The organism is Acidobacteriota bacterium, assembly GCA_016716905.1.
Taxonomy (GTDB): domain Bacteria; phylum Acidobacteriota; class Vicinamibacteria; order Vicinamibacterales; family SCN-69-37; genus SYFT01.
Genome location: JADJUS010000004.1, coordinates 1,225,326 through 1,244,121 on the forward strand (window position 1 = coordinate 1,225,326; position 18,796 = coordinate 1,244,121).

General features: G+C 64.3%; 12 protein-coding genes and 1 pseudogene. 9 read left to right on the forward strand and 4 right to left on the reverse strand.

All coding sequences use genetic code 11. The annotated features are described in order from the left end of the window. Nucleotides 1-25: 25 nt before the first annotated feature. Nucleotides 26-1,192 carry a serine/threonine-protein phosphatase gene (locus IPL75_09440; protein MBK9240477.1) on the reverse strand — a complete coding sequence of 389 codons (1,167 nt, stop codon included), beginning with the start codon at nucleotides 1,190-1,192 and terminating at the stop codon, nucleotides 26-28. Nucleotides 1,193-1,224: 32 nt separating this feature from the next. On the opposite strand from IPL75_09440, the pseudogene IPL75_09445 reads away from it, so the two are divergent. From IPL75_09445 to IPL75_09465, 5 genes and pseudogenes are all read left to right on the forward strand, one after another. Further along, nucleotides 1,225-1,956, forward strand: a pseudogene (locus tag IPL75_09445) (glycosyl hydrolase). Nucleotides 1,957-3,992: 2,036 nt separating this feature from the next. Continuing rightward, nucleotides 3,993-4,352 (forward strand): hypothetical protein, encoded by a 360-nt coding sequence (locus IPL75_09450; protein MBK9240478.1) that lies wholly within the window; start codon nucleotides 3,993-3,995, stop codon nucleotides 4,350-4,352. A gap of 54 nt (nucleotides 4,353-4,406) precedes the next feature. Continuing rightward, nucleotides 4,407-6,149 carry a thioredoxin family protein gene (locus IPL75_09455; protein ID MBK9240479.1) on the forward strand — a complete coding sequence of 581 codons (1,743 nt, stop codon included), beginning with the start codon at nucleotides 4,407-4,409 and terminating at the stop codon, nucleotides 6,147-6,149. 155 nt (nucleotides 6,150-6,304) lie between these two features. After that, the gene (locus IPL75_09460) at nucleotides 6,305-7,183 is read left to right on the forward strand and encodes a DUF1028 domain-containing protein (GenBank protein MBK9240480.1); all 879 of its coding nucleotides are present in this window, start codon (nucleotides 6,305-6,307) and stop codon (nucleotides 7,181-7,183) included. After that, on the forward strand, nucleotides 7,134-7,355 hold the full coding sequence (locus IPL75_09465) for a hypothetical protein (GenBank protein ID MBK9240481.1): 222 nt from the start codon (nucleotides 7,134-7,136) through the stop codon (nucleotides 7,353-7,355). Before IPL75_09460 ends, IPL75_09465 begins: the two co-directional genes overlap by 50 nt. Nucleotides 7,356-7,565: 210 nt before the next feature. Here IPL75_09465 and IPL75_09470 read toward each other — a convergent pair whose 3' ends face one another. Then, nucleotides 7,566-7,988 carry a hypothetical protein gene (locus IPL75_09470; GenBank protein MBK9240482.1) on the reverse strand — a complete coding sequence of 141 codons (423 nt, stop codon included), beginning with the start codon at nucleotides 7,986-7,988 and terminating at the stop codon, nucleotides 7,566-7,568. Between IPL75_09470 and IPL75_09475 the strand changes: the two genes are divergently transcribed. The 4 genes from IPL75_09475 to IPL75_09490 all read left to right on the forward strand — a co-directional run bounded on the left by IPL75_09475 (nucleotide 7,945) and on the right by IPL75_09490 (nucleotide 14,379). After that, nucleotides 7,945-9,576: an amidase gene (locus tag IPL75_09475; protein MBK9240483.1), complete on the forward strand. Its 1,632-nt coding sequence runs from the start codon at nucleotides 7,945-7,947 to the stop codon at nucleotides 9,574-9,576. The genes IPL75_09470 and IPL75_09475 overlap by 44 nt on opposite strands. Next, entirely contained in the window at nucleotides 9,573-11,264 is a 1,692-nt protein-coding gene (locus IPL75_09480) for an amidohydrolase (GenBank protein ID MBK9240484.1), read from the forward strand. Before IPL75_09475 ends, IPL75_09480 begins: the two co-directional genes overlap by 4 nt. Before the next feature lie 122 nt (nucleotides 11,265-11,386). Beyond that, the gene (locus IPL75_09485; GenBank protein MBK9240485.1) at nucleotides 11,387-12,682 is read left to right on the forward strand and encodes a serine/threonine protein kinase; all 1,296 of its coding nucleotides are present in this window, start codon (nucleotides 11,387-11,389) and stop codon (nucleotides 12,680-12,682) included. Nucleotides 12,683-12,783: 101 nt separating this feature from the next. After that, nucleotides 12,784-14,379, forward strand: coding sequence for a PD40 domain-containing protein (locus IPL75_09490; GenBank protein MBK9240486.1), 1,596 nt, complete (start codon nucleotides 12,784-12,786; stop codon nucleotides 14,377-14,379). 97 nt (nucleotides 14,380-14,476) lie between these two features. Here IPL75_09490 and IPL75_09495 read toward each other — a convergent pair whose 3' ends face one another. Together IPL75_09495 and IPL75_09500 are read right to left on the reverse strand one after the other, a co-directional pair. Continuing rightward, entirely contained in the window at nucleotides 14,477-17,395 is a 2,919-nt protein-coding gene (locus IPL75_09495; protein ID MBK9240487.1) for a protein kinase, read from the reverse strand. Continuing rightward, complete coding sequence (locus IPL75_09500; GenBank protein ID MBK9240488.1) at nucleotides 17,370-17,981, reverse strand: sigma-70 family RNA polymerase sigma factor; 612 nt, start codon at nucleotides 17,979-17,981, stop codon at nucleotides 17,370-17,372. The genes IPL75_09495 and IPL75_09500 overlap by 26 nt, the downstream gene beginning before the upstream one ends. Nucleotides 17,982-18,796: the final 815 nt, after the last annotated feature.

Here is an 18,796-nt window from a genome sequence, read left to right on the forward strand (position 1 = left end):
TGGACCCTGGACTCTGGACCCTGGACTAGTGCGCGTTGCGCATGAGCACGAGCACCGTCTGGTCGTCGATCTGGGGCCCGTGTTTCTCGCACGCTTCAAACACGGCGGTCTCGATCGCCTCGAGCGATCCCGACGCGGCGGCCGTCGTCACGGCCGCCTTCAGACCATCCAGTCCCAGCTCGCGGTCCTGCCGGTCGAACACCTCAAGCAGGCCGTCCGTCACGATGACCAGGACGTCGCCGTGAGCCAGCACCAGCTCGTGGCTCCGGTAGACCGTGTCGTCGAGCAGTGCGAGCGCCAGTTGTGATTGGCCGACCCAGACAGACGTGCCAGTGGCGCGCGAGTAGTGCAGCATCGGCGGATGACCGGCCAGCAGGTACGCGAGGCGCCCCGGCGCCGTCTGCTGAATGCACGCGGCCGTGATGAACATGTGGGGCTGCCGCAACGGGCTGATGACCCGGTTGATGTGCGTCACCACCTCGCCGACTTCGCGCCCATCGTCGAGCGCCGAGCGGAACGCGGTCTTGAACATGCCCATGAGCACGCCGGCGGCCACTCCGTGTCCGCTGACGTCGGCCACGGTGGCAAACCATCCGTGCCGGGCATCCACTTCGTCCACCAGATCGCCGCCCACGTCGCCGCTTGGACGAGAACGCCCGACCCACGTGATGTCGCCATTGCGGCCCGCAAGACGCGGCACGAGCGCGGTGTGAATATCGCGCGCCAGTCGAATCTCGGCGTGGGCGCCCGAGAAGCGCAGTCCTTCACGGCGGATGAGATAAAAGAATGACGAATACGCGCCCATGAGGCTCGTCACCGTCAGGCCTGCAAGAATCGTCAGCCGTGTTTTCAGGGCCTCAAGCCCGCCTGCGTCGAGTGCCGTCGGGGCGGGGTCCGTCACCGTGACCGTGAGGTTGAGCAGGTACGTCACTCCGAGCTGCACCGCGACAGGAATTGGAAACCAGCGGGGGTAGTTGATGATGGTCCAGGCGTAGGTCACGGCGATCCCGCCAGAGAACAGCGTCATGGTCACCACCACCCACCAGGGACCCACATTGAGGGTGACCGATTCCTGCAAGAGCCCGATCGGCGCGAAGCAGAAGAAGATGCCCGCATAAAAGGCGACTTTCGCGCCTGTGGGCATCGTGCGGAAAAACTGGGCGATGAGTCGTTTACGTCGTTCGGCTGACATCGGGGCGAACCAAGTCTACAATCGCCCCTGTCATGGTGATTCGAATTCTCGTCTTGTTGTCTCTTCTCGCGTGGCCGACCGTTCCGGCTCAGACAAACGTACCGCTCACGGCCTTGACCTGGCGCAACGTCGGACCGGCCGTGACCGGCACGCGGATTGTGGAACTGGCGGTCGTCGAACGTGACCCACGCACCTTCTACGCCGCCACGGCGTCGAGCGGTGTGTGGAAGACCGGCAACGCCGGCACCACGTGGTCACCGGTGTTTGAGCGAGCCGGCCGCATCTCGATCGGCGGCATGGCCGTGGCGCCGTCGAATCCCGACATCCTCTGGGTCGCCACCGGTGAACCGAACATGCGCAACCTGCGCAGCACCTCGCCCGGCGATGGGATCTATCGATCCGACGATGGAGGCCGGTCGTGGCAGCACAGAGGCTTGCGCAACAGCCAGCACATGGGGCGTGTGGTGGTGCATCCCACCAACCCCGACATCGTGTACGCGTCGGCGGTTGGGTCGATGTGGGACTCGAACAACGAGGCTCGCGGCCTGTGGAAGACCACCGACGGCGGCTCGACGTGGAGGAACGTGCTGGCGCCTGGTGGGCGCACGGGCGTGGTGGACATCGCCATGGATCCGCGAAATGCCAGTGTGCTGTATGCGGCCGCGTGGCATCGCGAGCGCCGCGATTGGAGCTTCATCAGCACGGGCACGGGAAGCGGCGTCTACAAGTCCACGGACGCGGGCGAAACATGGTCCCGCCTCGCCGCCGGACTTCCAGCCGGGCCGATGGGACGCATCGGTCTTTCGGTCTGCCGCTCACAGCCGGCAACAGTCTTCGCCGCTGTTGAAGGTGACGCGGCCACTCGCGGCGTCTATCGCTCCACCGATGCGGGCGCCACGTGGACCCGCCGCGCTCCCATCAGCGCATCGTCGTACTACTACGGCCAGATTCGGTGTGACCCAGGCGACCCCCAACGTGTGCACGTGTTGCAGACGGAGATTGCGACGTCGAGTGATGGCGGCGCCACATTCCGTACAGAGCTACCAGGTCCGGGTGTGCATGTGGATCACCACGATCTGTGGACGAACCCGTCCAACCGTGAGCATCTGATTCTCGGCAATGACGGCGGCGTGTATCAGTCGTACGATGCGGGCCGCAGCTGGCGTCACATGAGCCAGATGGTCACCACGCAGTTCTACACGGTGGCCACCGACATGCGCGAGCCCTTCTATTACGTCTACGGAGGGACCCAGGACAACAACTCACTGGGCGGTCCGAGTGCGACCCGCAACAGCGACGGCATCGTCAACGACGACTGGTACGTCACGGTGGGCGGTGACGGATTCTCGGTGCAGGTGGAGCCCGCAAATCCGAATGTGGTCTACACCGAGTCGCAGTACGGTGGTCTGGTGCGGTTCAATCCATCGACGGGCGAGCGGCGCCGGATTGTGCCGCAAGCGCCCGCAGGCACGACGTATCGATGGAACTGGAACGCGCCCATTCACCTCTCCGTGCACGACGGCTCCACGGTGTACTTCGGGTCGCAGTTCCTGCATCGCAGTCGGACTCGCGGCGACAGTTGGGAGACGGTCAGTCCTGATCTCACGAAGCAGGTCGCGATCGATCCTGCCAATCGCATCTCCGACTACGGCACGTTGCGCTTCATCCACGAATCACCTCGCCGCGCGGGACTGATCGCCGTCGCGACAGACGATGGGCTGGTGCAGGTGACAGAGGATGGCGGTGTCACCTGGAGGAAGATCGAGACGTTTCCGGGTGTGCCCATCGGCACGCAGATCGTGCGCGTGTTCTTCTCCGCGCACGACGACAAGGTGATGTATGTGGTGCCGGCCGGTCATGAAGACGACGACTTTGAGCCGTATCTGTTGAGGAGCGCTGACCTTGGTATGACGTGGACGTCGGTGGCGGGCGACCTGCCGCAAGACAGTCCGGTCTTGTCTTTTGTTGAAGACCCGTCGAATGCCAAGCTGCTGTTCGCGGGCACCTATACCGGAGTCTTCGGCAGCCTCGACGCGGGGCAGACGTGGCGACCGGTGGCGGCGGGCCTGCCGACGGTGCCGGTGCACGACATGGTGATTCATCCTCGCGAACGCGATCTGGTGATCGGCTCGCATGGCCGCGGCATCTGGATCCTGGATTCGATCCGTGGCCTCGAGGCGCTCACCGGAGACGCGCCCTCGTCGTCTGCGGTGGTGGTGGCCGCGCGGCCCGGTACGCAGTGGACCAGGTTCCAGCGTGGGCGCGATGCCATCGGGCAGACATACTTCCGCGCGCCGAATCCCGAAGATGGCGTCTACATCGACTACCGGCTGTTCACCGGTGCGGGAGACGGCCGCCTCACCATTCACAACGCGGCCGGTGAGCTTGTGCGCACGCTGCCTGTGCCCGCCGATCCGGGCGTCACGTTGCGACGCGTGGTGTGGGACATGCGCGGCGAAGCGGTGGCCGGCGGTGGTCGTGGGGCTGGCGCGGGCGGGGCGCCCGGGGGCGGCCGCGGCGGCGGGCGCGGTGCGCTCGTCGCGCCGGGCACGTATCAGGCCCGGCTGACCGTAGGCGGACAGACGGTCACGACCACGGTGGAGGTGCGCGCCGATCCGGGTAGGTGACTGGGGAACTGGGGAACTTGGGAACTTGGGAACTGGGGAACTGGGGAACTTAGGAACTGGGGAACTTCCTCGTAGGGCGGCCTGAACCTCAAGGCCGCCGAACTCCGCGGCGTTGAAGCGCGCGCCGCGCTAGAATGCTTGTTCGGCAACAACCTGTTTTTTGTGGAGGATGCATGAAGAAACTGTCTCTTGGTGTGGGTGGTGTGATGTTGGCGATGGCCATGGCGCTGCCGGCGTATGCGGCCGACCCGGTCAAAGTCACCGGTGAGTTGATTGATGTCATGTGCGGCGCCACCAAGAAGGGGCCCGATCACAAGGCGTGCGCCGAAAGCTGCGCGAAGCGCGGTGAGCCGGTGGCGGTGTTCGCCAAAGACGGCATGTACGTGATCACCGGCAAGCTGACGGCCGAGAAGAACGCCAAGCTCATCGAGTTCATGACCAAGCAGGTCACGGTGACTGGCGAAGTGACGAAGGACAAGGACGGCAAGCTCTCGATCGCCGCCGATTCCATCGTGATCGCGGCCGCCAAGTAAGGACGCCGAGAACCCCAGGACCTCTGAGGTCTGACCTCAGAGGTCGTTCTTGATATGCGCACTCCCTTGCGGCTGCTCTTCCTCCTTGTCTGCCTCCTGGCGGCGCGTGGCCTCACGGCCCAGCAGCCCCCTCCGCTCGACGCCGCCCTGACGGCGCTCACCCAGACCAACGTCATTCGCGCGGGGGCCACCGCGCGGCTCGCCATGCGCGTGGTGCTCGACAAGTCGCTGCACGTCCAGTCCAACACGCCGAGTGACCCGGGGTTCATCGCCACGGTGCTCACGGTGGATCCACCTGCGGGCGTCACGGTGGACGAACTGGTGTATCCGGCGGCCACCGCCCTCAAGCAGTTTGGTCAGCCTGAGCCGCTGTCGGTCTACGGCCACGACTTCGTGATTGGTGTGCAGGTGACCCTGGCGCCCAACGTGGCGCCAGGCACGCTCGTGATCAGCGCGCGCCTGCGGTATCAGGCCTGCAACGACACCGTCTGCTTCCGTCCGCTCACCGAGGCCGTGCCGTGGATTGTCGAAGTCGTGCCCGCGGGCACAGCAGTGACACCGCAACACCAGGCCGTCTTCGCGGGGATCGCATTTGGCAAGGGCATCAAGCCTCCGCCGCGCACCGCAGAAGCGGCTCCAGCAGCACCTGCGCCAACACCCGCTGGGGGCGGCGCGGACGGTGTAGCGGCCCTCGACAAGTTCACGCTGCAACTGGCCACCGGCGGCTACCTCGGGACAAACGACTTCCTCACGTTCATCAAAGATGCCGAGTCTGGAACGAAGCCGTCCGGACTCTTCGACAATCGCGGCCCGCTGGCGATTCTCCTGATCGTGCTCGTGGGTGGTCTCGCGCTGAACCTCACGCCATGCGTGTTGCCCATGATCCCGATCAATCTGGCCATCATCGGCGCGGGGGCCAAAGCCGGGTCGCGCAGTCGCGGGTTCATCCTGGGCGCAAGCTACGGCGCGGCCATGGCGGTGGTCTATGGTGTGCTCGGTCTCGTGGTGATTCTCACTGCCGGCACGTTCGGTGCGATCAACTCATCGCCCTGGTTCAATCTGAGTATCGCTGTGTTGTTTGTCGCGCTCGGCCTGGCGATGTTCGACGTCCTCATGATCGACTTTTCGAAATTCTCCGCAGCGTTCCAGCCAACCTCCACCCAGCAGGGGAGCGTGGCCCTGGCCTTCACGATGGGCAGCGTCGCGGCTCTGCTGGCCGGCGCCTGCGTGGCGCCTGTCGTGATTCAGGTGGTGCTCTTCGCGAGCGACCTGTATGCAAAAGGCAACGGCGTGGCGCTCGCGTTACCGTTTGTGCTCGGACTTGGCATGGCCTTGCCATGGCCCATCGCCGGTGCGGGCATGGCGGCCCTGCCGAAACCCGGTGCGTGGATGGTCCGCGTCAAGCAAGTATTCGGCGTCGTCATCCTGCTGACCGCCGCCTACTACGGCTACCTCGCGTACACGTTGTTCGATGATCGATCCGCTGACGCCACCGAAGTCTCGTCCTCCGTCAGCGAGATGCTGGCCAGCGGCTGGCACTCGTCACTGGCGGTCGGGCTTGCCGAAGCGGAGCGCGACAACAAGCCGGTCCTGCTCGACCTCTGGGCCACCTGGTGCAAGAACTGCTTGACCATGGATAAGACCACGCTGAAGGATCCGCTTGTGACGGCGGCGCTTTCGGGATACGTGAAGATCAAGGTGCAGTCTGAGGATCTCGACGACCCGGCCACGGCGGCGATCATGAAACGCCTCGGCGCCGTCGGGCTTCCGGCGTATGCAATTCTTCGACGCTCGTAGAGCCGCGGCGTTGAGGTTCACGCCGCGCTACGAAATGCGCGTCCTGATCGCCCTCGTAGCGCGGCCTGGGTCTCAAGGCCGCGGCTTTTTTTGAAATGCGATATTTTTCTCGTAGCGCGGCCTGAATCTCAAGGCCGCGGCTCTTGGGGGAACTGATGACTGAATATCGAAACGCCCTGTTGCGAGTAGCCGCGGTGCTCCTTGTGTCGGCCGCTCCCGCCGCGGCGCAAACAACCGCCGCAGATGGCGTCACCGTAAACGCGGCCGGCGATCCGCAGTACTCCACGTTTTCGCTGTGCGCGATTGACCCGGCCACAGGGCAGTCGGGCGCGGCGGTGACCACGCGGGTGCCGTTTGTGGGCCGCGCTGTGCCGCATGTGCGCGCACGTCCCGACAAGGGTGTGGGCGCCGTGTGCACGCAGGCCTCCACCATGGTGGAGTTTGGCGCGCGTGGGCTCGACCTGATCGAAAAGGGCGTGGAGCCGAAGGACATCATCACGCAGTTGCTGGCCACCGATGAACGCCGCGAGTCGCGGCAGGTGGGCGTGATCGACATGCAGGGTCGCTCGGCCGCCCACACCGGCAAGCAGAACGGCGTGTGGGCCGGCAGCAAACAGGGCCTCAACTACACGGTGCAGGCCAACATCATGGTGGGGCCTGAAGTCATCGAGGCGGTGGCCGCCACGTTTGAGGCCACCGACGGCGTAGGCATGCCGCTGGCCGAGCGGATGATCCTGGCGCTCGAGGCGGGCTACGCCAAAGGCGGAGACAGGCGATGGGGATCACTTGCAGTCGGCGGCGATCAAGATCGCCGACCCGAACAACCCCGGCCGCGGCGGCGATCACATCGCGCTGGCCATCGAGGTGGGCGAGCATCCGAACCCCGTTGGCGAGATGAAGCGCATCTACATGACCACGGCCCGTCGTCTTGGCTATCGCGAGTTTTCGCGCGTGGAAGGCGCCGACGTCATCGAACTCAAGCGGATGCTGCACGCGCTCGGCTACTGGCGCCCCACGCTGGCGGCGTTTCCTGATCCCGCGCCTGCCCGCGAGTACGGCGTGTTCGACGAAGAAGCGATTGCCGCGGTAGACAAGTTCCGCGCCGACAACGCGATGACCTATCAGGGCAACGCGCCCGGCCTCGTGGACGCGCGCTTCATCGACGCTCTCCGCGCCGCGTATTTCAAGAAGCGCAAAGGCGGCTAGCGCGCATTTCGTAGCGTCGAAAGCGGGCGAGCATTTCGTAGCGCGAGGGAGCGGGGCGCGCATTTCGTAGCGCGAGGGAGCGGGCGCGCATTTCGTAGCGCGGCGTGCACTTCAACGCCGCGGAACTCGGCGGCCTTGAAGTTCAGGCCGCCCTACGAGGAAGGTCCCCCAAGGACCCCGGGACCCCAGGACTCCTGGACCCCGATACGCTCACTTTTCTTTCTTATAAAACGCCGACTGGAACTCCTCGATCAGGCGCTTCATCTCGATCGCGTCGCGCTTGCTGTGACCGTGGCAGACCACCGGGTTGTGGCCGCCCGTGGTTTCAATCATCACGTCCGAGAACATGATGTTCGTGTCGATCTTGATCGACGACACGTGCGACAGGTGGATGGACGCTTCGAGCTTGCCAATCCACTGCGGTGTGAAATGCGTGACGCTCGATTGCGAGATCACCACCTGGGTGGGGAACAGCCGGTTGCCCTGGCTCAGGCGGCTGGCGCGGAACACATGTTCGCCCGGCAGCGCGCGGCCCTTCCAGAGGATGTACCAGGCCAGTAGCAGCAGGAACACGGCCAGGCCGATGGCGATGAGAGCGGGGGTGGAGAGCGAATCCGTGGGAAGGGTATCCATAGCGGTGTGGCGGCCAATTATTGCGCATAATGGGCGCGTGTTTCGCCGCCTTTTCCTGCCCCTTCTGTTGTGTCTGCCGGCCTGCACCTCCTACGGCCCGGTGGACGTCGTCGAATTCAGCGCCCAGGATGCCCAGGTGGCCATGGCCGCCGGCACCCTGTTGTCGCGGACGCTGACCCAGTCATACCTCGACCGCATTGCGAGGGTAGACGACGCCGGGCCGATGCTGAACGCCGTCATCGAGGTCAATCCCGCAGCGCTCGCCGAGGCCGACGCGCTGGACGCCGAGCGGGCCGCGGGCCACGTGCGGGGCCCACTGCACGGCATCCCGGTGCTCCTCAAAGACAACATCGATGTGGCCGGGCTGGTGAATTCCGCAGGCTCCCTCGCGATGGCCACCCATCGTCCCGCCAAGGACGCGTTCCTGGTGACGCAGTTGCGCGAAGCCGGCGCGGTCATTCTCGGCAAGACCAATCTCAGCGAATGGGCCAACTTCAGGTCAACCCGCTCGTCGTCGGGCTGGAGTTCGCGCGGAGGCCAGACGAAAAATCCCTACGCACTCGATCGCAATCCCTGCGGTTCAAGCTCGGGCACGGGTGCGGCCATCGCCGCAAGCCTTGGCGCCATCGGTGTCGGCACTGAAACCGACGGCAGCATCATTTGCCCGGCGTCGGTGAATGGTCTGGTCGGATTGAAGCCCACAGTGGGACTGATCAGCCGTGGCGGCATCATTCCCATCTCGATTTCTCAGGACACGGCGGGGCCGATGGGACGGACGGTGTCGGACGTGGCCATGCTGCTCAGCGCCATCGCGGTGGTGGATGATGCGGATCCCGCAGGGCCGGCGTCTGTTGACCATCGCCCCTCCGACTACTCCGCATTCCTGTTGTCGGATGCGCTTCGTGGCAGGCGCATCGGCGTGCTCCGCCAGGCGATGGGGTATCACCCCGATGTGGATGCCGTCATGGCGAACGCGCTCGATGCCGTGCGAAAGTTGGGCGCCGAAGTGATCGACGTGAAGATCCCCACCTACAACCAGTGGAATGACCCGGAGTTCGAGGTGTTGCTCTACGAGTTCAAGGACGGCCTCAATGCGTACTTGAAGTCATCCGGTGCGCCGGTCGCGTCGCTTGAGGCGTTGATGGCGTGGAACACGGCACACGCCGCCGAGGCGATGCCGCTCTTCGGCCAGGAGATCTTCGCGCAGGCGCAGGCCAAAGGGCCGCTGACCGACGCGGCCTATCTGAAAGCGCGAGACGATGCGCGAAGGCTGGCGGGGAAGGACGGCCTGATCGCGGTGATGGATCAGTTGACGCTCGACGCCGTCATTGCGCCGAGCATGTCGCCCGCGTGGACCACCGACCACGTGCTGGGCGATCACTTCGTCGGCGCGGGATACGGTGTGGCGGCCGTTGCCGGCACGCCGAGTCTGACCGTGCCTGCCGGTGAGGTGGCGGGCCTGCCGGTGGGCGTGACATGGATGGGCCGCGCGTGGAGCGAGGCCGACCTCATCAGTTTCGCCTATACGTTTGAGCAGGCCACTCAGGCACGGCGGGCGCCGAAGTTCGCAAGAGGGGGCCAGCGATGAGGAAGGCATGGTTCGTCTCCCAGGCACTGCTCGTCGCAGGCGCGCTGCTGTCCGGATGCAACGGGCAACCGTCAGAGCCGCCGCCCGACCGCGTGTTCATCAACGGCCGCATCTGGACGGGCGATGCTCGGATGCCCGAGGCGCAGGCGATTGCGACGCGGGGCGACCGCATCGTGGCGATCGGGCTGAACCAGAGTATCCGGGCGCTTGCGGGCGACGCCACCGAGGTGATCGATTTGGGCGGCCGGCGCGTGGTGCCCGGTTTCAACGACGCGCATTGGCACTTGCCGACCCGGCGCACGGCGGATCTTGTGGACGCCGGCAACGTGCAGGAGATTCAGCGCCGCCTGAAGGAGTTCGCGGCCACGCTCGGCCCGGACGAGTGGGTCACCGGCCGCGGGTGGGGGCCGTCGGATTTTCCAGACAATCAGGCCCATCGCCGCTACCTCGATGAAGTCTTTCCTGACCGTCCGGTGCTCCTGACCGATCGCGACGGCCATCAGACGCTCGCCAACAGCCATGCTCTGACCCTGGCCAAGGTGACGCGCGCCACAAGCGATCCCGCGAACGGCCGCATCGATCGTGCCACTGACGGCGAACCCACAGGTCTGCTCAAGGAAGCCGCGTCGTCGCTCGTGCGCCGGTTGATTCCACCTGTGAACGCCGACCAGGTCTATCGAGCGTTGCTCGCTGAAATGGACAAGGCGGCGTCGTTTGGATTGACGTCGCTGCAGGTGGCCTCGGGAAGCGGGGCTTCCGGCATCGAGTACGAGGCGTATCAGCGCGCGTTGCGCGAGGGGACGCTGAAGGTGCGCGTCAGGCTCGGTGTGCCATTTGAGCGCGATGTGACCCCGGCGCAGTTGACGGAGTTTGTCGCGCTCCGCGATCGGCACCGTGGCGGCCTGCTGGCCTACGGCATTGCCAAGGGCATGCTCGACGGCACAGTGGATGCGCACACGGCGGCGATGCTGGAGCCCTACGCCGCAAGCACCGACACCGGTTTGCCGATGTGGACGCAAGCCGATCTCAATCGCGTGGTCGCCGCGTATGACAAAGTCGGACTGCAGATTCAGCTCCACGCGATTGGTGACCGCGCGATCCGGATGGCGCTTGATGCCTTCGAGCAGGCCGCGAAGGACAACGGCACCACCGGCCGCCGCCATCGAGTGGAGCACATCGAAGTGCCGGCACTTGCGGATTTGCCGCGGTTCAAGACCCTGGGCGTGATCGCTTCCACGCAGGCGATGTTCGCCAGTCCTGACGCCATCACCCTCACCAACTATGCGCCGGCGCTGGGGCCGGCCCGCGCCTCCCGCTCCAACGCATTCAAGTTGTTTGACGATGCGGGGGCGGTGCAGGCGTTTGGGAGCGACTATCCCGTGTTCACGATGGAGGTGATGCGCGGAGTGCATGCCGCCGTGACGCGGGAGATGCCTGATGGCACGCCGGCGGGTGGGTGGTACCCCGACCATCGGATCTCGGTGGGCGCGGCCGTCCAGCACTTCACGAAGGATGCAGCCTTTGCGAGCTTCGACGAAGCCGACAAGGGCACCCTGGAAGTGGGCAAACTCGCGGACTTCGCCGTGTTGTCCGACGACATTTTCGCGATTCCCCCCGCGCAGCTGCACAAGGTGAAGGTTGTGCTGACAGTGATGGGGGGCCAGACGACTCACACAAGACCGAAGTAGGGTAGAGATGCCGTCAGGGCGCAAGACTGGATACCCGGTGGAGCGCTATGATGGCGGACCATGCCGGAGAGGTGGATTTTGTTCGGAAGGCTCACATCTTGGCGTTTAGGAGGGTGGACGAGATGAAGTCCGACGAGCAGCGAGAAGACCCGCCGCCGGACTTCCGTGACACAAACCAGAGACGAGATGTGAATCAGGCTCAGTGGCTGGCTGAAATTGCGGCGCAAATTGCCGACGGTCGGCTTATCGACTGGCCTGCCGTGGAGGCGCGTGCCCAGGACGATCACGACCGCGGGATGATCCGGCGTCTGCAGTCCATTCAGCGACTGGCCCACGCACAAACGGCCTTGACCGCACCCGGCCGTGAAGAAGAGGCGGTGCTGTCCTCGTGGGGGGCCCTCACGATCCTCGAGAAAGTTGGCCGAGGTACGTTCGGCGATGTGTATCGCGCGTGGGATCCGCGCCTCGACCGCCATGTGGCGCTGAAGATTCTCCGCCGGAGGGAAACTGCGGGGCCTGGAGCCGAGTCTGCAATCATCGAAGAGGCGCGCCTTATGGCGCGCGTGCGCCATCCCAACATCGTCACGGTCTACGGCGCCGAACGCATCGACGGGCGCGTCGGCATCTGGATGGAGTTCGTCGAGGGCCTGACGCTGGAACAGGAACTGCGCGACAAGGGCCCCCTCAGTGGCGACGATGTGCTGGCGGTGGCGGTAGATCTCTGTGGCGCGTTGGGTGCAGTCCACCAAGCGGGATTGTTACATCGGGACTTGAAGGCGCAGAACGTGATGCGCGCCACAGATGGGCGGATCCTGCTCACGGATTTCGGCGCGGGCCGCGACGGTGCTCAGAGCTCGGAAGGCGATGAGATAGAGCTGGCCGGCACGCCGCTCTATCTGGCGCCAGAACTCTTCGCAGGACAGCGGCCAACCATTGTCAGCGACCTCTACGCCCTGGGAGTGCTGCTCTACCATCTCGGGACGGGAGAGTTTCCGGTGCGCGCGCCATCGCTCCGCGCATTTCGCGATGCCCACACACACCCACGAGTGCCCACGCGGAAGGTTCGGGCGGATTTGCCTCGATCACTCGCCACGGTGATCGATCGACTGCTCTCCGTCAATCCACCCGACAGATACCTCACCTCCGCGGAGGTGACCGGAGCCCTGAAGGGACTGATGCCGCAGACGGTCTGGATGATGGCCGCCGGCGTGGTCGTTACCCTCGTATCATTGGCCGTCCTTTTTGATGTTGGATCCGTACGGAGTCGTTGGTTCGGCGAAGTTGGCACGGATACCGCTCCTGTTGGCATCGCGGCTTCAGCGCGCACTCGTAAGCTGAATCCTCCGGCATCTCAGTGGTTAGGCCAACCCTCACGCGACGGGCGGTACTTTGCCGTACGTCAACGCCGGTGGGGGTGATTTTCCTGAGGTGACCTTTGGCATGGGACTTCGCCACGGGCGCCGCTCATCAGGTGACGAGCAAACCCGTGGACAGTGTGGAGCACGCAGGATGGTCGGCCATGTCGCCTGATGGGGGTCGCATTGCGTACCAGTGGTGGGTTGGTGACGAGGAGTACGAGCTGCGAGTCGTCGCCGCCGGCGGCGGCGAGGAACGGGTCATCGTTCCGCGGACGGCGAACCACTACTCCTTGCGGACGCCGCTGGAATGGTCCGCGGACGGTTCGCAGATCTTGTGTCTGATGGAACAAGTCAATGGCCACTGGGTAGACCTTGCTCTCATACCGGCAGATGGCGGTGCGCCGAAGCTCTTACATTCGTTCCCAGAGGAGGACCCGGGCCATGTGAGCCTATCGCCCGACGGCCGCTTTGTAGCCTATGATTTTCCTCGCCATTCGGGCTCAGTCACTGGAACCCAACTCATCATTCTCCCGACAGACGGGTCGCCACCACGGTCACTGATTGATGGATCGGCGAACGATGGAAGCCCTTTGTGGACACCGGACAGTGCGCAGATCTTCTTCACCAGCGATCGATCTGGCGAGTCAGACGGGTGGATCGTCGATGTCTCCGACGGTGTGTCGCGGGGCCAACCTCGATTGGTCTCAAGGAACATGGAGTTTGCGCGGCCTGTGGCCCTGACAAGTGACGGAAGGTACCATTACAGGCTGGACACAAGCGCCCTTCATGTCTATGTCGTCCCTGTCGATCTGGCCGGCGGCAGCCCGCAGGGCAAGTCTGTTCGGTTTCCACTTGGTGCTGTAGCTGCGTATTCCTTGCCGGGCTGGTCTCCCGACTTCAGATTCCTGGCCTACCTGACCGGGCCGTCAAGCCCTGGCCCCCCAGTCATTCGCGATGCCAGCGGGATTACGATCGTCGATACGTTGTCCGGGACAAGACGCGACATCGTTCCGCAGCTTTCTGCGCTCAGGGACCGCCTTCCGCTCTGGTCACCCAGCGGCGACAGCATTTTCGTTAAGGGCACAAGCTTGGAGAATCGGACGGGCTATTTCCGGGTCGACGTCGTGTCCGGCGAGACCGCACCAGTCATGTTTCTTGACTCTCCGGACCGCTATTCTGCGTTCCGCTGGTCAGTTGATGGGCGTGCACTGCTCTATATGGACGCTGAGCGCGGGATCGTGGCTCACGACTTGGCGAGCGGTCGGGAAGCGATCGTGGTGGACTGGAAGGCGAACAAGTTTCTTGGGTTCTTCGGGTTTGCGGCGTCGCCGGATGGCCACTCTCTGGCGTTTGGCGCACAGGGCGCTGGAAGCTTTGCCCCGGCCGTATTCGCGCAGGCCTTCGGTGGGGCGCCCATTGATCTGTTTCGATTGGGAAGCTCGGAACCTGGAAATAGGAAATTGCTCAACGTTCTGGCGTGGACGCCTGATAATCAGGAGATCTTGTTCGCCACATTGAAGTTCGGATTGGCCGTGGGCTCTGATGTACCTTACCAACTCTGGAGAGTCCCCGCGGCAGGTGGTGAGCCTCAGAATGTCGGCGTGCGTATACCTGGGTTTGCACCTCCGTACGCCACCTCCCTGAGTCCAGACCTCAAGTTCGTCGCATACAGCGTTGTCGAGAGGGCCGACGAGATGTGGGTCATGGAGCAGTTCCTTCCTCCCCGAGGCAGCGAGATCTTTCGGCCGAGACGATAGTCAGCGGCGGGTCGGTAATGATTTGAGGACGTTCACCAGAAAATTTGCGCCGCAATCTCCGCCAGCCACCGGTGAGGACCAGCGACGTTGTCGCCACTCACTTTGTCTTCTCCTCCGGGGCTTTGGAGCTCGCCGGCATTGTCAGCGTCCAGACTTCGATCGGCGTCCTGCTGACGCGACGGTCGGAGAAGACCATCCTGTTGGCACCCGCGTTGATGCGCGGATCTGAGATTGCCGCAGGTGCCCAGAACAGGTGTGTGGAAGCACCAGAGCCGATGTCGATCGCCCAGGTTCTCGACTGTTGAGTTGCCGGCATTCCCTTGAGCGGTTCGGGAGCCAGCAAGTAAACGAGCGTGAGCCAGCGGTCGTTCATGGCCCAGCCACCGACTTGTAGTTGTTGAGATCCCGGTGTCGGGTTCGGGAACGAAGCCAGAGTTGTGACGTGTCCACTGGACACGTCCATGATTCTGACGCTCACTGCAGTTGCGCCTGCAGTGAGGAATGCCAGCCGCTGTCCATCCGCAGACAGCGCGAGGCCAGTTTCCAGTTGTCGCTCATCCCCGAGAGTCGCGTCCGAACTCGAGTAGACGATTGCATCTCTCTTCGAATCGATCGAGAGCTTTCGAATATCCCCAGTGCCAACGGCATAGAAAACGGTCGTGCCGTCAGGAGAGATGGCGACGTTCTGGGGATTCAAGTCGCCGCTGTCCCCGCCGAGGGCAAACTGGCGACTCACCGTTCCATCGCCCCTGTTGATGATGCTCCAGATTGCACCCTCTTGAGACGGTTGGCAACAGACCGCGAGAGATGAGCCGGATCGCGACCAATGAACGTAGATAGGGGCGGTTCCTGGCGGAAGCGGGAGCGTCTCTTCGCGGCCGGACGAGAACTCTCGGAGTGTCAGAAACGGCTTTGCTTGCCCTACGCCGAAGATCCGGCTGAGCGGCTCCTCGGAACTGAACGCCAGCCACCTGCCGTCTGGTGACCAGTCTGCGGCGACAGCATACAAATCAGCCACTGAAATAGTGCCGAACACCTTCGGCACGGCTGTGTAACTTGCGGTGAAATCGATTCCTGCAACGTAGGTTTCCCAGCGGGCAGAATGCACGCTGAAGAACATCGTCCCATCCTGAGACATTCCCAACGGTTCAACGCCCTGCCTGGCGTACGCCTGGACCACAGTTACGTGTCGATCAATGACCCGGACCCTCATGAACGACGAAATGCCTGCTCGGTCGCCCATGTAATGCAGATCCTCGCCATTTGGTGCCCAAATGGGGGCGTAACCGCCTCGAACGACCAAGACATCCTCGCCTGACTGGGTATCGATCTTCCTCAAGTCCAGCTTCCTCAAGTCCAGGTGCCCCCCATCCGAGTCTGTCGAGTAGGCCAGCCAGCGTCCATCCGGAGAGAGGTTGAATCCAGCGAGGTGGCCGGAGACTCGACCTAACGATCGATGACTCTTGTCCTCTTCGACAACCAGGAAGTCATGTTGGGCCAGGGCTGACCCGGTTGATGCCGCCACTGCTAACACGTGTTCGGACAGGCTCAGATACTCGATACGAGACTTCGACTCCCCAAGCATCGCGAGAGAAGCCACCTCGTGGTCGTTCATTCCATCAACGTCGACCATCCGAACCGACTGCCTGTCGGTCGCGACGTAGGCGATCCGCCGCCCGTCAGAGCTCAGTTGAGGGATCGCCGCGCCAAGCCTGCGACCCGGACCCGGTTCCCCAATTGGGGTCACATGCCCCGTCTCGACGTCACACCGCGCCAACTGTCCAAACCGCAGTCTCGACGTAGCGCCCGACGCCACCTCTGCTTGGTCGAGACAGACCAGCCACCGGCCATCAGGCGAGGGGTTTCCCGGTGCGACGCCTGACCCCCACTCCGGGCCGACCCTGCGGAATCCCTGTGCATTTGCATGGCGCGTCTGAGAGGGCGCCAAAGGGTTGATCAGAAAGAACAGGGCAACGGCACCCAGCGCGAGGCCTGCCCAGAGGCGGAGTCTCCTCTGCTTCCCGTGGGCAGAGGCCGACAGCAACGCGCCTCTTGCCTGATCGGCATCGGCAGGCCGATGGTCAGGGCTGGGATCGAGCAAGCGATGAATCGTCGATGCCGTGGAGCGGGAAAGCGGCGCTGGTAGTAGGATGACGGCAGGGCCGCGGTCCTTGTGTGCGGCCCGAATCTCGCGCAGTGTCCGTCCAGTCAACGGGTAGGTGCCGGTGCTCAGATAGAACAGCAGCACGCCAAGGCTGTACAGGTCACTTCGAACGGAAGCAGGTTCGCCGTTCAGCACTTCTGGCGCCAGATAGAGCGGTGTGCCAGCCAGTTCCACCTGCTCGCCCTCAGCGCCAAGCGCCCGCTCCCGTCCCGCTCCAAAATCAGTCAGCAGGATTCGGCCGTCGTTCGACCGCATCACATTCTGCGCCTTCAAGTCCCGATGGAGCAGCCCCGCTTGATGCACGGCGTGCAACGCTGCACACAGGTCCGTGGCCACAGACACCACATCGTCAGGACTGAGGGGGCCCTTGTCGCGCAATTCCTGCTCAAGCGTCCGTCCCTCGACGAACTCCATCCAGATGCCCACGCGCCCGTCGATGCGCTCTGCGCCGTAGACCGTCACGATGTTGGGATGACGGACGCGGGCCATCAGCCGCGCTTCCTCAATGAGCGCGGACTCTTCGCCAGGCGTGCTGATTTCGCGTCTTCGGAGGATCTTGAGGGCGACATGGCGATCGAGGCGCGGATCCCAGGCGCGGTACACGTCGCCGAATGTGCCCCGGCCCACCCGCTCGAGAATCGTCAGGGGGCCCCACGACGAGACCAGTTCCTCCTCAGCGGGCGCGGCAGACAGCGCGGTCTGCGCGAGGGTGAGGCGCTGAATGGACTGCAAACGGCGGATGACCTCGAGGTCGTGCTCGTCGTGCGCGCGCGCCTCCACCTCCGGCCAGTCAATCGCCTGGCCATCCGCAATTTCCGCCGCAATCTCAGCCAGCCACCGGTGGTGCTCCATCCATCTCCTCTGCCAGGCGCACCAACGCGCGCCCCAACGCCATCCGCGCCGCATCCGGCGACGGCTTGCCGACCGCGTCGGCAAGCTCCGCATACGTCAGCCCCATCTCCACGCGCGCGACGATCAGCTCTCGCTCGGCCTCCGACAATCGCTGCAGCGCGGCCTCATATCGCTCGACCGCCTCGACCCCGATCGCCGCTTCGAGTGGCGACAGGCCGGGATCGGGCGCGCCTTCTGGCAGGGACTCCGGCGCCGGGCGCCGACCCGCCCGCCGCAACTCGTCCCGGATCTTGTTCATCACGGCCTGGCGGAGGTAGGCGTGCAAGGCGCCCTCGCCGCGATGCTCGAAGCCGTCAATCTTCTTAAACGTCTGAACCAGGGTCTCCTGAACAAGGTCCTGTGTTTCGGCCATGTCCCGGGCCCATTGGGGCAGGCGACCGCTGGCCCAACGCTGGAGGGTTGGCAGGTAGCGGGCGAAGAGGTCGTTCAGGGCTTGTTCGTCGCCCGCCCGTGCGCGCGTGAGGAGCGTGAGCGTCGAATCCCAGGAGTCATCCATCTGTGGCGGCGTCACAAGCAGCGGAATCATACCGTCTTTGTTTGGTGCGCCGCCGTATGACGGTCGTCATACGGCGGCGCCTGACGGGGCGAGTATGTTGCGCCGTCGAACACCTTCAGCGCAGTTCTTGGGCCGCAGAAACCCCAGGCGGTGTCCGTCCTTCTCTGGGAATGAGTCGGGGTGCGTTCGGTTCGGCGAGCGCCGACGTTTAGCTGGGTAGGCCGAGAACCGTGTCCGGGAGATCTTTCATGTCAAAAGCTCGTTCGCTCCGTGCGTCCGTCACCGCGACCTCCTTTGTTGTGCTTGGCACGTTGGTCCTGGCCCTCGGCCTGCTCCAACATCGCTGGGCCGCACCCGGCTACCGAGCGGACGCCAAATCCCAGGTCTCTGACACGAAGCTGGGCTCAGATGCCGGCAAGGTGCGAATGGCCGAGGCCTACGGCAAGTTGCCCCTGAGCTTTGAAGCCAACGTCGGGCAGGCGGACACTTCGGCCCGCTTCCTGGCGCGCGGGCCCGGCTATGCCGTGGCCCTGGAGCCGACACAGGCGGTGCTGGCGCTGCGGAGCGCCGCCAAACCCTCGACGGGTCAGGCCACGCCGGACAGGCCGGGCATCGAGCCGGTCCCGGCCTCGCCAGAGAACACCACCACGACGAGGCTGGCACTACAGTTCGTGGGCGCGAATCCCGCGGCGGCCGTGGCGGGCGAGTCCCAGTTGCCCGGCATCGTCAACTACTTCATCGGCAGCGACCCTGCCCAGTGGCACAGCAATGTGAAAACGTTCGGGCAGGTGCGTTACCGGGACCTCTATCCCGGCATCGACCTCGTGTACTACGGCAACCCTCAG

What these genes read in the sequence shown, in the direction of transcription:
- IPL75_09460 (MBK9240480.1), top strand. Translation starts at nt 6,305, where the DNA reads ATGACTGAATATCGAAACGCCCTGTTGCGAGTAGCCGCGGTGCTCCTT.
- IPL75_09450 (MBK9240478.1), top strand. Translation starts at nt 3,993, where the DNA reads ATGAAGAAACTGTCTCTTGGTGTGGGTGGTGTGATGTTGGCGATGGCC.
- IPL75_09455 (MBK9240479.1), top strand. Translation starts at nt 4,407, where the DNA reads ATGCGCACTCCCTTGCGGCTGCTCTTCCTCCTTGTCTGCCTCCTGGCG.
- IPL75_09500 (MBK9240488.1), bottom strand. Translation starts at nt 17,981, where the DNA reads ATGATTCCGCTGCTTGTGACGCCGCCACAGATGGATGACTCCTGGGAT.
- IPL75_09485 (MBK9240485.1), top strand. Translation starts at nt 11,387, where the DNA reads ATGAAGTCCGACGAGCAGCGAGAAGACCCGCCGCCGGACTTCCGTGAC.
- IPL75_09495 (MBK9240487.1), bottom strand. Translation starts at nt 17,395, where the DNA reads ATGGAGCACCACCGGTGGCTGGCTGAGATTGCGGCGGAAATTGCGGAT.
- IPL75_09470 (MBK9240482.1), bottom strand. Translation starts at nt 7,988, where the DNA reads ATGGATACCCTTCCCACGGATTCGCTCTCCACCCCCGCTCTCATCGCC.
- IPL75_09475 (MBK9240483.1), top strand. Translation starts at nt 7,945, where the DNA reads ATGAGAGCGGGGGTGGAGAGCGAATCCGTGGGAAGGGTATCCATAGCG.
- IPL75_09465 (MBK9240481.1), top strand. Translation starts at nt 7,134, where the DNA reads ATGCTGCACGCGCTCGGCTACTGGCGCCCCACGCTGGCGGCGTTTCCT.
- IPL75_09440 (MBK9240477.1), bottom strand. Translation starts at nt 1,192, where the DNA reads ATGTCAGCCGAACGACGTAAACGACTCATCGCCCAGTTTTTCCGCACG.
- IPL75_09490 (MBK9240486.1), top strand. Translation starts at nt 12,784, where the DNA reads ATGTCGCCTGATGGGGGTCGCATTGCGTACCAGTGGTGGGTTGGTGAC.
- IPL75_09480 (MBK9240484.1), top strand. Translation starts at nt 9,573, where the DNA reads ATGAGGAAGGCATGGTTCGTCTCCCAGGCACTGCTCGTCGCAGGCGCG.